Origin of the sequence: Stenotrophomonas sp. As-7, from assembly GCF_030291015.1 — a bacterium.
GTDB lineage: Bacteria > Pseudomonadota > Gammaproteobacteria > Xanthomonadales > Xanthomonadaceae > Stenotrophomonas > Stenotrophomonas lactitubi.
The window spans coordinates 807,201-820,028 of sequence record NZ_CP127405.1; the positions used below are offsets into that span (position 1 = coordinate 807,201).

Below are 12,828 nucleotides of genomic sequence, written 5' to 3' on the forward strand. Positions count from 1 at the left end.
GGTTCAGCTGAAATGCGTCAGCACGCCGGCGATGGTAGCCGTCATGAAGGTTGCGATGGTACCGCCCAGCACCGCGCGCAGGCCGAACTTGGCCAGATCGTGGCGACGTTCCGGTGCCAGACCGCCGATGCCGCCGATCTGGATCGCAATCGAACTGAAATTGGCGAAGCCGCACAGGGCGTAGGTGGCGATCAGGCGACCTTCTTCCGACAGGCTCATGCCCGGCACCTGGCCATTCACGATCTTCGACAGTTCGGTGTAGGCGACGAATTCGTTGATCACGACCTTCTGGCCGATCAGCGAACCCACGGTGGTGGCGTCGGCCCACGGGGTACCGATCACCCAGGCGATCGGCGCCAGCACGTAGCCAAAGATGGTCGACAGGTCGGTCGGCTTGCCGATCGCAGCCGCCAGGCCGGTGACTTCACCAATCCAGGTCAGCGGCGCATTGAGCAGGGCGATCAGGGCGATGAAGGCCAGCAGCATCGCACCGATGTTCAGTGCCAGCTTCAGGCCGTCACCGGCGCCGGCAGCGGCCGCGTCGATGATGTTGCTGGAGGTCTTCTCCACTTCCATCTTGACAGTGCCGCGGGTCAGCGGGGTACCGGTTTCCGGAATCAGCAGCTTGGCCACGACCAGGGTGGCCGGGGCCGCCATGATGCTGGCCGCCAGCAGATGCTTGGCGTAGAACGCCTGCTGCACCGGATCGCCGCCGCCGAGCATGCCCACGTACGCGGCAAGCACGCCGCCGGCGATATGGGCCATGCCGCCGATCATCATCGTCAGCAGCTCGGACTGGGTCATCTTGGCGATGTACGGACGCACCGTCAGCGGTGCCTCGGTCTGGCCGATGAACACGCTGGCGCAGACGCTGGTGGTTTCCGCACCGGACACGCGCATCACCTTGGTGATCGACCAGGCCATTACCCGCACGATCGCCTGCATGACGTTGAGGTGGTACATGACCCCCATCAGCGCCGAGAAGAAGATGATCGTCGGCAGCACCTGGAAGGCGAAGATGAAACCGTAGTTCTTGACGTCCATCAAGGAGCCGAAGATGAACTTCGAACCTTCGTTGACGAAGCTCAGCACCTTCACGAAGCCCTGGCCCAGCGCATCGAATACGTCGCGCCCGCCCGGTACCAGGATCACCAGTGCCGCAAAGGCGATCTGCAGGGTGATGCCGGTGGCGACCAGCTTCCAGTCCACCGCGCGCTTGTTGTTGGAAAACAGCCAGGTGATGCCGATCAGCACCGCCAAACCGAACAGGCCGAAGCCGATCCTGCCCAAACCTTCGACCATCTGAGTGACTCCCCTGGGGCGTCGCGAAAAACGGGAAGCCTAGTGCAGGGCAGGTGCCGGAGCAAGGAAAAGCGGTCTGCGCGCGGCCATCGGCTCCGATCAGGCCAGCAACAGCAAGGGGTTGCGCCTGCCGGGACAGGTAGAATGGTGGCTTGATCCCGGCCCGTATGCGGGCCCGCAGCAGGAGAATCGCATGCTCTACCGTCGCCTTGGCTCCACCGGCCTGCCGATGTCCGCCCTGTCCTTCGGCGCCTGGGTGACCTTCGGCGACCAGGTGCCGCGCGATGAGGCGCGCAACCTGGTGGCGGCGGCCTGGGACCATGGCATCAACTTCTTCGACAACGCCGAGGGCTATGCCAACGGCCGCGCCGAGCAGGTGATGGGCGATGTGATTGCCGACCTGCGGCTGCCGCGTGATGGCTTCTGCGTGTCCAGCAAGGTGTTCTTCGGCAGTGCCAAGGACCCGCGGCCGACCCAACGCGGCCTGTCGCGCAAGCATGTGACCGACGCCTGCCACGCTGCGCTCAAGCGCCTGCGGGTGGACTATCTGGACCTTTATTATTGTCATCGCCCGGATCCGGACGCCCCGATCGCTGAGACGGTGCATGCCATGGATACCCTGGTCCGGCAGGGCAAGGTGCTGTACTGGGGCACGTCGGAATGGTCGGCCAACCAGATCCAGCAAGCGGTGGACATCGCCGCGCGCCACAACCTGCAGGCACCGTCGATGGAGCAGCCGCAGTACAACCTGCTGCATCGGGAGCGGGTGGAGGTGGAGTACGCGCCGCTGTATGCCACCGCCGGGCTGGGCACCACGATCTTCTCGCCGCTGGCCTCGGGCCTGCTGAGCGGCAAGTATGACGACGGCGTGCCGGCCGATGCGCGGCTGGGCCGCGAAGGCATGGGCTGGTTGCAGGACCTGGTGCTGGGCGACAACGCCGATGCGCGCCTGGCCCAAGTGCGACGCTTCAGTGCGGTAGCCCGCGAGCTGGGCCACGCCCCGGCCAGCCTGGCCATCGCCTGGTGCCTGCGCAATCCCAACGTCTCCAGCGTGATCCTCGGCGCCAGCCGGGTCAGCCAGCTGCTGCAGAACCTGCAGGCGCTGGACGTACTGGCGCAGGTGGATGATGCCGGCTGGGCGCAGGTGGAAGCCGTATTCGCCTGAGGGCCGAGGACAGGTTGTAGGGCCGAGCCCACGCTCGGCCGGCCTTACCGCGCCCAATTGCACCTATTTCGATAGGCAAAGGCTATCGAAATTGAAATTTCGATCATTAATTCCATCAATTAAGTTGAGAATGATTGTTGATTGTCAACTGAGAATCATTATCATTTAACTCGTCCCTCGCACGAGTCCAGATGCTCATGAATGCTCAACCTGTACTGCTGCGCCCCGAAACGTTGACCCTCCGCGACCGCCCGGTTCGTGTCGTGCCGCCGGAAGAGGTCATCGACAGCGAAGCCCTGCTCAAGGGCCGTCGTGAAATCCTGATCCAGCACGGTGACCGTTTCTACCGTCTGCGTCATACCAGCAACGACAAGCTGATCCTGACCAAGTAACGCGGTCTGGTCGCCCGCCTCCCTCCCTCCTGTCGGCCGCGCCGGCAGGGTGGGCGACCCGTCCGCTCCTGCTCTCTCCCCCTCGGTCTACCGTTCATGCCTGCTTGGCGTGGCGGTGTCCGGGGGTTCCCCTGCCTGACCGAACGATGCCGATGACCCGCCCGACTGCCCTTTCCATTGCCCTGTGGATGGCCCTGCCGCTGTCCGCCCATGCTGCTGCCGACGCCGCGCCTGATGCGCGCGAGTTCGATCGCGTGCAGGTCACCGCCACCCGTACCGAACGTGCGGTCAGCGATGTCGCTGCCACCGTCGATGTGATCGACCGCGAGCAGATGGACCGGCAGCTGGTGCAGGACATCAAGGATCTGGTGCGCTACGAGCCGGGCCTGTCGGTCAGCCGCAGCGCCACCCGCTTCGGCATCGGCAGCATCCGAATCCGCGGCCTGGACGGCAACCGTGTGCGCATCCAGACCGACGGCATCGCCATGCCGACCAGCTTCAACATCGGCTCGTTCTCCAACGCCAACCGCAACTTCACCGACCTGGACACGCTCAAGCGCGTGGAGATCGTGCGCGGACCGGCCAGCTCGCTGTACGGCTCGGACGCACTCGGTGGCGTGGTTGCCTTCGTCACCAAGGACCCGGCCGATTACCTGAAGGATGGCAAGGACAGCTATGTCGGCCTGAAGTTCGGCTACGACGGTGAGTGGAAAGGCCTGCTCGGCGGTGTGACCAGCGCCTTCGGGGGGGAACACTGGAGCGGCATGGTCAACATCAACCACCGCCAAGGCCAGGAAACCGACAACAAGGGGGATGTGCGCAGCAACGACAACACGCGCACCGCGGCCAACCCGCAGGACCGCGATGGCCGCAGCGGCCTGGCCAAGCTGGTCTATGCGCCCAGCGACGACCAGCGTTTCCGCCTGACCGTGGAAGGCAACGAAGACAACACCGATACCAACGTGCTGTCCTCGATCGACCGCACCACCACCACCGGCATGAAGGCGCGCGACACGCAGAACCGCACCCGCGTGTCCTTCGCCCACGAGATGGATGCGCTGGACAAGGGCTTCGCCGACAGCCTGCACTGGCAGGTCTACACGCAGGACAGCGAAACCAGGCAGCGAACCAATGAGGCGCGCGCAAATGGCAGCACCCGCCATCGCGAGTTCAGTTTCGACCAGCGCGTGTATGGCCTGCAGGCGGTGTTCAACAAGGCCTTCAGCACCGGCAGCGTCGAACACGCGCTGACCTATGGCTTCGATGGCGCCCGCACCGAGATCCGCCAGAAGCGCGATGGCTACCAGGTCAGCAACCGTGGCGTGGTCAGCACGACGATCCTGCCCGACGCGTTCCCCGTGCGCGATTTCCCGATCAGCAAGACCACCGAGCTGGGCCTGTACGCACAGGATGAAATGCGCCTGGCCGACGGCAAGCTGTCGCTGGTGCCGGGCGTGCGCGTGGACCGCTACGAACTGAAGCCGGACGTGGACAGCATCTTCGCCGAGGACAACCCCGGCGTGGCCGTGTCGGAACTGAAGAAGACCAGCGTGTCGCCGAAGTTCGGCCTGGTCTATCGCTTCACCGACGAGTGGTCGCTGTTTGCCGGTTACTCGCGTGGCTTCCGCTCGCCGCCGTACAACGACGTCAACCTCGGTTTCACCAACTTCGCTTTCGGCTACACCGCCATTCCCAATCCGGACCTGAAGCCGGAAACCAGCGACGGCGTCGAACTGGGCATGCGCTTCCTGTCGCCGGCGGCGTACGTGAGCCTGAGTGGCTACTACAACGACTACAAGGACTTCATCGAGTCGCAGACGCTGGTGGGCACCAACGCGCAGGGCCTGATGGTGTTCCAGTCGCGCAACATCGCCGACGCACGCATCTACGGTGCCGAACTGAAGGCCGGTGTCGACTTCGGCCAGATCAGCCCGGCGCTGCAGGGCTGGGCGCTGCGCAGTGCAGTGGCGTGGTCGCGCGGCGACAACAAGACCGCCGATGTGCCGCTGGATTCGGTCGATCCGATGCGCGGCACCGTCGGCCTGATGTACGACACCGATACCTGGGGCGTAGAACTGGCCGGCACCTTCGTCAAGCGCAAGGACCGTGTGGCCTCGACCGCCATCTATCGCCCAGCCGGCTATGGCGTGGCCGACCTGATGGCGCACTGGAACTTCGCCCCGGGTGCGACCTTCAACGTCGGTATCTTCAACCTGGGTGACAAGCGTTACATCGACTGGTCCAACGTCGGCTCGACCCTGTCGGCCAGCAGCACCGTTCTGGACCGCTATACCAGCCCCGGCCGCACTCTGTCGGCCAGCCTTGCCGTGTCCTGGTGATTCCATGAGCCGAGCCCTGTCTGCACGTCGCCTGCCGTCCTCCCTGTCGCGTTTGTCGCTGCGGGCCTGGCCTGCGCCGGCACAGCTGGCAGCGCTCGGCACCGTGTTGTGCCTGTACCACGCCGATGGCAATGAACTTGGCGGCTGGCGCCAGGCAGTATCGGTGCATGCCTGCCAGGGTGTGGACAGTGAGGGCCTGCGCGAAAGCCTGTGCTTCCTCGATGCGCGCGGCCGCTGCGTGTGGCGCCTGTACCTGTTGCCGGACAGTGATTTCCTGGCCTGGGACCGGCTGGTGGCGACGCTGCCGCCAGGCCCGGAACACGACAGCGACGCCAGCGTCGGCGAGCGGCTGTGGCGGCGCCTGGCCGGGCACCTGGGCGGCCAACGCTGGCGCCTGTGCACGCTGCGCCTGCACGCCGCCGACGAAGGCCGCACGCTCGCCGCCAGCCTGTCCACGTTGTCGTCGCTTGGTGCCGCCACCGCGCGCCGGATCGCGCGCATCGAAGGAGCCGAAGGCGAACTGGCGATCGACGACTGTTGTTGTGCCGATGCCGCACGCCGCCCTGCCGCACGCGCTCCCGGCGACCTGCCGCTGGTCCGCCTGTGACCTGATTGCGATGGATCGACTGCTGGCCAGGATGGCCTTTCCACGAAACCTGCAACCCCGAAGGAAGACCCGATGAAGTTCCAGACAGCCAGCGTGATGGTGCTGCTCGCCGCCAGTGGCGCCGCCAACGCGCAGCCCTCCGACATCGCCCGTGACCACGACAGCATCCTGGCCATGCAGGGTGAGTACACGGTGGATTTTGCCTTCGATGAGACCGTGCTGCTGAAGCCGGGCTACGAGCGCGCACCGGCCATGCGCAGCGGTGGCAACGAAGTGGTGATCGTGGTCGAGGACAGCCCGAAGCGCATCGTGCTGCAGCACCTGCTGCTGGACGAGAAGAGCGGCCATGTGACCAAGCACTGGCGTCAGGACTGGGTGTACGAAGCGCCGAACCGTTTCGAGTTCAGCGCCGACCAGACCTGGCAGGTGCGCACGATTCCGGCGGCGACCAACCAGGGCGCCTGGACCCAGTGCGTGTACGAAGTCAGCGATGCACCGCGCTACTGCGGCACCGGCACGTGGACCTACGGCAACAACGTGCCGACCTGGACCAGCGACATCAGCTGGCGCCCGCTGCCGCGGCGTGAGTACACCAAGCGCAGCGATTACAACGCGCTGGCCGTGGTCAACCGCCACACCCTGACCCCGAACGGCTGGACCCACGAGCAGTTCAACACCAAGGTGCAGCGCAACGCGGATGGCAGCCAGGTCGAAATCGCCCGCGAATTCGGCTTCAACGACTACATCAGGACCACCGAGGTCGACTTCACCCCGGCGCGTGATTACTGGAAGGCCACTGCCGGTTACTGGAGCAAGGTACGCCAGCGTTGGGACGGCTTCCTGACCCAGGCCCCGGGCGTGCACCTGAAGACCAAGCTCGATGGCATGGCAATGATCATCCCGTTGTTCACCCAGGCTGAGGATGTGCAGGCCGGCAAGAAGGTGAAGGACACGCAGATCGACGAAGTCTTCGCCAAGTTCGTGGAAAAGGCGCCGAAGGAAGGGTGATCGGCGCGGAGGGTGTCGGCCGTGCACTGCACTGGTGGGTGCCGAGCTTGCTCGGCACGCTCTCCGGCGGTGATTGCACCCGGCATCCACGCGTCGTGCCGCGTTGTTTGGCGCCGAATGCGCCTGGCTATGACGCGTTTCACCGCGATTTTCCTCGCATTTCTGCGTGAGGCTGGCACGCGATAGGATGGGCAACCTGTGCTGTCCACGATCTTCCCCATCGATGAAACTCTCCACTCTCTGCAACCAGCTGCTGCCCGGCGAAGCCTGCGATGACATCGAGAGCTTCTTCCTCGAAATCGATGATTTCGAGGAGGTGCCGCTTGTTTCGCGCTTGAGTCGAATCGATGACTTGCTGGAGCGATTGGGGCCTCGATGGACATCGGCCTATCTGCTCAGTCTCTGCAGCCACGTGCTTTCAACCGTGCGTATTGCTGGCAGGGTGCGCAGTGCGACGGGCTCGGAAATGTTCCTCGCGTTGAGTTTTACCGAGTTCGAGCTGCATGCGGAGGAGGGTGTGCTGCTTCCTCACGTCTTCTACTACCCAGGCCCCGAGGGCGTCGCCCTGGGGCATCGCCTTCGGCACGAATGCGACACGACCGCTTTGGCAGAAATCGCGCTGGTGCGCTCCGTGTTCGAAGATGCGGATATGCTCGCGGGCTTTCGCTTCTGCGGGAGCCGGACGGATGGTCCGCCGGGTCACGACGTCGTCCGTGTCTTTGCGATTCCAGTGGCGGAAGGCAGCGAGTGCTGAGGGCGATCGTGCCAGATCTCCCGATGTTCGATGGCTACCTGACCAACCCGATAACCTACGACCGTCTCGAGCAGCATTTCCTCGACCACTTCACGGCCGGAATCCAGGCGACCAAGCTGCGCGCTGAAGACTTCCGTAACCCACATTACAACGTGTTCTTCGAGGATGGCACGAAGGATCGCGAAGCCAACCCGATCTTCTCCGCCAAGCACCTGCCCAGCGGCAACATCGTCCGTATCGTCATTTTCGATAGTTCGCCTGAATACAGCGAAGTCCATAAGCGGGTGGGAGACAACGACGAAAAGGACGAGCTCTGCCTGTTCATAACGTTGCCGGGCATGCAGCGCGCGATGGGCACGGCCCTGGCCTGGGCGCAACAACAGGCGTCGTGACCCGAATCCACGCACGGCGTGGATCTACTGGGGCTATCGCTGGTAGATCCACGCCATGCGTGGATGCCTTTGCTTTCACAACGGTGTCAGGCCTCCCGCAATGCCAATGCCGGCGGCGTGTGCAGGATCCGCCGCGTGCCCAACCAGCCGGCCAGCAGGCTCAGCGCAATACCGAGCAGCCCACCCAGCAGCAGACCCGGCCACGGCGGCAGCAGCGGCAGCTCGAACACCTTCTGCGACACCGCCACGCCGATCACCGCTGCCGCGCCCACCGCCAACAGCGCCGCCAACGCGCCCAGCGCACCGAACTCGACCAGTACCGCGCCACGCAGCTGGCGCCGCGTTGCACCCAGCGTGCGCAGCACCGCGCTGTCATAGCGGCGCTCGCCAGCCGTCGCCTGCAGCGCCGCCAGCAGCACCAGCACGCCGGCCAGCAGGCTGAACACCATCACCAGCTGCACCGCCTGCGCCACCCGTTCCATCACATCGCGCACCTGCGAGATCACCGCATCCACGTCCAGCAGTGACAGGTTCGGCTGCGCGCGCACCAGGGCCCCGAGACCCGCCGCCTGTCCCGCAGGCAGGTGGAACGCCGACAGCAGGTTGTGCGGCGTATCGCCCACCGCATTCGGGTTCAACAGCACGAAGAAGTTCGGCCGGAAGGTGTTCCAGTCGGCCTTGCGCACGCTGGTGACGGTGAACTCGCGCTCCTGTTCGCCCACCGCAATGGTGATGCGATCACCCGGGTACACGCCATAGCGCTTGGCCCAGCCGATCTCCACGGATGCCTCGGCGGCGGTGCTGTCCGGTTTCCAGAACGTGCCGTTGACCAGTGTGTTGGCCGGCGGGAACGTGCTGCGCCAACTGAAGTTCAGTGGCCGGTTCTCGTCATCGTCGTCGCGCTGGCCTTCGCCCTGCGGCCGAGTGTCGTCGGCCGGCGTGCGGTCCACCCGCAGCGGTGGTTTGCCGTTGATTGCGATCAGGCGGCCGGTGGCCATCGGTTCGATGCTGGCATCATCCGCACCCAGGCCCTGCAGTGCGGCCAGCACGCTGTCGCGCTGCTCGGGCTGGATGTTGATCAGGAAGTAGTTCGGCGTGTCCGCGGGCAGGCGCTCGCGCCACTGCTGCAGCAGGCCGGGGCCGATCACCGCCAGCAACAGCAGGGCGCACAGCGACAGTGACAGCCCTACCAGCTGCATCACCGCCAGCATCCGCCGCCGCGTCAGTGCGGCCAGGCCCAAGCGCCAGTTGCCATGCAGACGATGCTGCAGGCCACGCAGCAGCTGCAGCAGCAGGAACCCGACCACGCCTGCAGCGACCGCCAGCCCGGCCAGGCCACCCAGCACCCACAGGGCCAGCTTCAGATCGCCGGTGACCTGCACCGCCAGTACCAGGCTGGCCGCCAGTGCGGCCACATAGGCCAGCAGCGAAGCAGGCGGCAGGGCGGCGAACGAGCGGTTGAGCACACGCATGGGCGGCACCCCACGCAGGCGCAGCAGCGGCGGCAGTCCGAAGCCGAACAGCAGCAACAGGCCGATCCCCGCGCCGGTCAGCGCAGGCATTGCTTCGGGCAGCGGCAGGCGTTGCGGCACCAGGCTGCCCAGCACCTGCACCAGTCCTTCCTGCGCCGCCATGCCCAGGCCGATGCCGATCGCACAGGCCGGCACCGCCAGCATCAGCAGCTGCAGGGCCAGGCCAGCCAGGATGTCGCGCTGGCGTGCGCCCAGGCAGCGCAGGATCGCCACCTGGTCGATGCGACGCAGGGCGAACCGGTTGGCCGCCAGTGCGGTGGCCACGCCGGCCAGCAGTACCGCCAGCAGTGCGCTCAGGCCGAGGAAACGGCCGGCCAGGTCGAAGGCCTGGCGCACCCCGCGCTGGGTATCGTTCACGCTGAGCAGGCGCATGCCTTTGACCTGCGGCAGCAGCCATTGCCGGAATGCAGCGATGTCGGTGGCCGGGCCGGCGAACATCAGCCGGTAATTGATGCGGCTGCCGGGGCCGAGCAGGCCGGTGCCTTCCACATCGGCGCGGTTGACCAGCAGGGTCGGCGACAGCGTCAGCAGGTCGCCGCCGGCATCCGGTTCCGATTCGATGATGCCGGCGATGCGCAGCGTGCCTGCACCGAATTCCAGATCGTCGCCGGCCTTCAGGCCCAGCGCCTGCAGCAGGCGTGGATCGGCATAGGCCTGGCCTTTGGCCGGCATGCCGGCGTCGGCAATCAGCGTGCCGCCGGGCGTGGCGCGCACACGCAGCGCACCACGCAGCGGGTAGCCTGCTTCCACGGCCTTGATGCTGGCCATCTGGCTGGCATCTCCCTGGAACAGCACGCTGCCGAAGCTGGCCAGCCGTGTGTACGCCAGGCCGCGTCGCTGCGCCTCGTCGGCAAATGCCGCAGGCGGGTCATCGCGCCCGGCCACGCCGAGGTCGCCGCCGAGCATTTCCGCTGCGCTGCCGGTCAGGGCCAGGTTGACCCGGTTGACCAGCGTGCCCACCGCCGTCATCACCGCCACGCCCAGTACCAGGGCGGCGAAGACGGTCAGCAGGTCACCGGCCAGGGCTTCGCGGCGCAGCGCGCGCCACGCATGCCGCAGCAGGTTCATGCGTCCACTCCATGTTCCACCGGCTGCAGGCGGCCGTTGTCGATGCGATGGATGTACTGGCAGCGCTGCGCCAGGCGCAGATCATGGGTGACCAGCACCAGCGTGGTTCCGCTGCCGGCATTGAGTTCGAACAGCAGATCGCTGATGTGCTGGCCGGTGGCCTGGTCCAGCGAGCCGGTGGGCTCATCGGCGAACAGGATGCGCGGGCGGCTGACGAACGCGCGGGCGAGGGCCACACGCTGCTGCTCGCCGCCGGACAACTGCCGCGGATAGTGGCGGGCGCGGTGCGAGAGCCCTACCGCAGCCAGCACCTCATCCACCCGCGTGCGGTCCTCGCGCCCGGCCAGTTCCAGCGGCAGCGCGATGTTCTCGGCCGCCGTCAACGCCGGCAGCAGGTGGAAGCTCTGGAACACGAAGCCGACGTCGCGCGCGCGCAGCTGTGCACGCGCTTCTTCATCCAATACGGTCAGATCCTGGCCCGCCAGCGTGATGCGGCCGCGGCTGGGCAGGTCCAGCCCGGCCAGCAGGCCGAGCAGGGTGGTCTTGCCGGAACCGGAGGCGCCGACGATGGCCACGCTGGTCCCTTCATGGACGGTCAGGGTGATGTTGTCCAGTATGTGGACTTCACCCTCCGGGCCATGCACGGATTTGCCGACCTGGTCGACGGCGATGGCGACGGGCGCGCTGCGGGGGGACAGGCTGTCGATGAGGAGACTCCAATGCACAAGACGGGATGGAGCCGGCAAGCCGGCGCAATGATGATGCTGTTGCTAGGGTTGCTGCTGTTGCCGGCACTGGCGTGTGCCAAAGGTCCGGCCACCGGTACCGTGCTGGTGCTCGGTGACAGCCTCAGTGCCGCCCACAATATCCCGGCCGACGCAGGCTGGGTCAGCCTGCTGCAGCAGCGGGTCAGGCAGCAGTCGAAAACTCCGCCGCGCATCGTCAACGCCAGCATGAGCGGGGAAACCACCGCCGGCGCGCTGACCCGGCTGCCGGGCCTGCTGGGGCGGGAAAAGCCCACGGTGGTGGTGATCGCCCTCGGTGGCAACGATGCGCTGCGCGGCCTGACCCCGGCGCAGGTGCAGGGCAACCTGGAAAAAATGGTGCAGGCCAGCCAGAAGGCCGGTGCCAAGGTGCTGCTGCTGGGCATCGACGTGCCGCCCAACTATGGGCCGGGCTACCGCCAGCGCCTGGCGGCGGCGTACCGGACGCTGGCCACGCAGTACAAGGTGCCGTTGCTGCCGTTCCTGCTGGAAGGCGTGGCCCTGCAGCCGGGATTGATGCAGGCAGACGGCCTGCATCCCACCGCGCAGGCGCAGCCGAAAGTGCTGGACAACGTATGGCCGCTGCTGAAACCGCTGCTGTGAGCACGCCATCTTCTTTTCATTGACGCAACTTCACATCGCGTGCACCGTCGATCGGGCATGTTTCACAAAGCTGAAGAAAGAGGGATTCTCATGCGTCAGACGAAGGAGACTTCCGGCTTGGTGCTGGTGGTCGAAGACAACCGCAATATCTCCGAGATGATCGGTGAATACCTGGAAGGCCGTGGCTTCGAGGTGGACTATGCGCAGGATGGCCTCGACGGCTACCGTCTGGCTGCCGAGAACAGCTACGACGTGGTCGTGCTGGACCTGATGCTGCCGCGGCTGGATGGCATCGAAGTGTGCCGCCGGCTGCGCAACGATGCGCGCAAGTCGACCCCGGTGCTGATGCTGACCGCGCGCGACACGCTGGATGACAAGCTCACCGGCCTCGGTTTTGGTGCCGATGATTACCTGACCAAGCCGTTCGCGATCCAGGAACTGGAAGCCCGCCTGCGCGCGCTGATCCGCCGTGAACGTCGCCAGGTCGGTTCGGAAGTGCTCAAGGTCGCCGACCTGGTGCTCGATCCGGTCAGCATGCGTGCCACGCGTGCCGGCACCGAGCTGCAGCTGTCGCCGATCGGACTGCGCCTGCTGACCATCCTGATGCGCGAATCGCCGCGTGTGGTCACCCGCCAGGAAATCGAACGCGAAATCTGGGGCAACGGCCTGCCTGATTCGGACACGTTGCGCAGCCATCTGTACAACCTGCGCAAGATCATCGACAAGCCGTTCGACCGGCCGCTGCTGCACACCGTGCAGAGCGCGGGCTATCGCATCGCCGATATCGCCCAGCCGATGGCCTGATCGACGTCGTGCCGGTGTTGCAGCAGAACCGGCACGGCCGTGGTCGGCAGGGAAGGGGTGAACGTTCCGGATGCCCGGTCGTCATCGTCCATGCACGA

At 65.9% G+C, this 12,828-nt stretch carries 12 protein-coding genes; 9 read left to right on the top strand and 3 right to left on the bottom strand.

Going from position 1 to position 12,828, the window contains the following annotated elements:
• Positions 1 to 3: 3 nt before the first annotated feature.
• Entirely contained in the window at positions 4 to 1,302 is a 1,299-nt protein-coding gene (locus QP457_RS03630; RefSeq protein WP_205406074.1) for a nucleoside transporter C-terminal domain-containing protein, read from the bottom strand.
• 193 nt (positions 1,303 to 1,495) lie between these two features.
• Here QP457_RS03630 and QP457_RS03635 point away from each other — a divergent pair, with 193 nt between their 5' ends.
• From QP457_RS03635 to QP457_RS03665, 7 genes are all read left to right on the top strand, one after another.
• Positions 1,496 to 2,467: an aldo/keto reductase gene (locus QP457_RS03635; RefSeq protein WP_205406075.1), complete on the top strand. Its 972-nt coding sequence runs from the start codon at positions 1,496 to 1,498 to the stop codon at positions 2,465 to 2,467.
• 197 nt (positions 2,468 to 2,664) lie between these two features.
• Positions 2,665 to 2,859: a hemin uptake protein HemP gene (locus QP457_RS03640; RefSeq protein WP_005412278.1), complete on the top strand. Its 195-nt coding sequence runs from the start codon at positions 2,665 to 2,667 to the stop codon at positions 2,857 to 2,859.
• Between the two features lie 152 nt (positions 2,860 to 3,011).
• Positions 3,012 to 5,198: a TonB-dependent hemoglobin/transferrin/lactoferrin family receptor gene (locus tag QP457_RS03645; RefSeq protein ID WP_205406076.1), complete on the top strand. Its 2,187-nt coding sequence runs from the start codon at positions 3,012 to 3,014 to the stop codon at positions 5,196 to 5,198.
• A gap of 4 nt (positions 5,199 to 5,202) precedes the next feature.
• Positions 5,203 to 5,805 (top strand): Hemin transport protein, encoded by a 603-nt coding sequence (locus tag QP457_RS03650; protein WP_205406077.1) that lies wholly within the window; start codon positions 5,203 to 5,205, stop codon positions 5,803 to 5,805.
• A 72-nt stretch (positions 5,806 to 5,877) separates the two neighbouring features.
• Entirely contained in the window at positions 5,878 to 6,813 is a 936-nt protein-coding gene (locus tag QP457_RS03655; protein ID WP_205406078.1) for a DUF6607 family protein, read from the top strand.
• Positions 6,814 to 7,036: 223 nt separating this feature from the next.
• Complete coding sequence (locus QP457_RS03660; protein WP_205406079.1) at positions 7,037 to 7,567, top strand: hypothetical protein; 531 nt, start codon at positions 7,037 to 7,039, stop codon at positions 7,565 to 7,567.
• Between the two features lie 23 nt (positions 7,568 to 7,590).
• Positions 7,591 to 7,959, top strand: a complete 369-nt coding sequence (locus QP457_RS03665) for a hypothetical protein (protein WP_205406080.1) — start codon at positions 7,591 to 7,593, stop codon at positions 7,957 to 7,959.
• Between the two features lie 86 nt (positions 7,960 to 8,045).
• On the opposite strand, the gene QP457_RS03670 is transcribed toward QP457_RS03665, so the two are convergent.
• Both QP457_RS03670 and QP457_RS03675 read right to left on the bottom strand, forming a co-directional pair.
• Positions 8,046 to 10,559 carry an FtsX-like permease family protein gene (locus tag QP457_RS03670; RefSeq protein ID WP_205406081.1) on the bottom strand — a complete coding sequence of 838 codons (2,514 nt, stop codon included), beginning with the start codon at positions 10,557 to 10,559 and terminating at the stop codon, positions 8,046 to 8,048.
• Positions 10,556 to 11,203 carry an ATP-binding cassette domain-containing protein gene (locus tag QP457_RS03675; protein WP_180166838.1) on the bottom strand — a complete coding sequence of 216 codons (648 nt, stop codon included), beginning with the start codon at positions 11,201 to 11,203 and terminating at the stop codon, positions 10,556 to 10,558. Before QP457_RS03675 ends, QP457_RS03670 begins: the two co-directional genes overlap by 4 nt.
• A 75-nt stretch (positions 11,204 to 11,278) precedes the next feature.
• On the opposite strand from QP457_RS03675, the gene QP457_RS03680 reads away from it, so the two are divergent.
• Positions 11,279 to 11,926 carry an arylesterase gene (locus tag QP457_RS03680; protein WP_205406082.1) on the top strand — a complete coding sequence of 216 codons (648 nt, stop codon included), beginning with the start codon at positions 11,279 to 11,281 and terminating at the stop codon, positions 11,924 to 11,926.
• Between the two features lie 90 nt (positions 11,927 to 12,016).
• Positions 12,017 to 12,730 carry a response regulator transcription factor gene (locus QP457_RS03685; protein WP_002811889.1) on the top strand — a complete coding sequence of 238 codons (714 nt, stop codon included), beginning with the start codon at positions 12,017 to 12,019 and terminating at the stop codon, positions 12,728 to 12,730.
• Positions 12,731 to 12,828 lie beyond the last annotated feature (98 nt).

Bases quoted from the DNA above. Each gene is read 5' to 3' on its own strand.
- QP457_RS03660 (WP_205406079.1), top strand. From the start codon at position 7,037: ATGAAACTCTCCACTCTCTGCAACCAGCTGCTGCCCGGCGAAGCCTGC.
- QP457_RS03680 (WP_205406082.1), top strand. From the start codon at position 11,279: ATGCACAAGACGGGATGGAGCCGGCAAGCCGGCGCAATGATGATGCTG.
- QP457_RS03645 (WP_205406076.1), top strand. From the start codon at position 3,012: ATGACCCGCCCGACTGCCCTTTCCATTGCCCTGTGGATGGCCCTGCCG.
- QP457_RS03670 (WP_205406081.1), bottom strand. From the start codon at position 10,559: ATGAACCTGCTGCGGCATGCGTGGCGCGCGCTGCGCCGCGAAGCCCTG.
- QP457_RS03665 (WP_205406080.1), top strand. From the start codon at position 7,591: ATGTTCGATGGCTACCTGACCAACCCGATAACCTACGACCGTCTCGAG.
- QP457_RS03685 (WP_002811889.1), top strand. From the start codon at position 12,017: ATGCGTCAGACGAAGGAGACTTCCGGCTTGGTGCTGGTGGTCGAAGAC.
- QP457_RS03650 (WP_205406077.1), top strand. From the start codon at position 5,203: ATGAGCCGAGCCCTGTCTGCACGTCGCCTGCCGTCCTCCCTGTCGCGT.
- QP457_RS03640 (WP_005412278.1), top strand. From the start codon at position 2,665: ATGAATGCTCAACCTGTACTGCTGCGCCCCGAAACGTTGACCCTCCGC.
- QP457_RS03655 (WP_205406078.1), top strand. From the start codon at position 5,878: ATGAAGTTCCAGACAGCCAGCGTGATGGTGCTGCTCGCCGCCAGTGGC.
- QP457_RS03635 (WP_205406075.1), top strand. From the start codon at position 1,496: ATGCTCTACCGTCGCCTTGGCTCCACCGGCCTGCCGATGTCCGCCCTG.
- QP457_RS03630 (WP_205406074.1), bottom strand. From the start codon at position 1,302: ATGGTCGAAGGTTTGGGCAGGATCGGCTTCGGCCTGTTCGGTTTGGCG.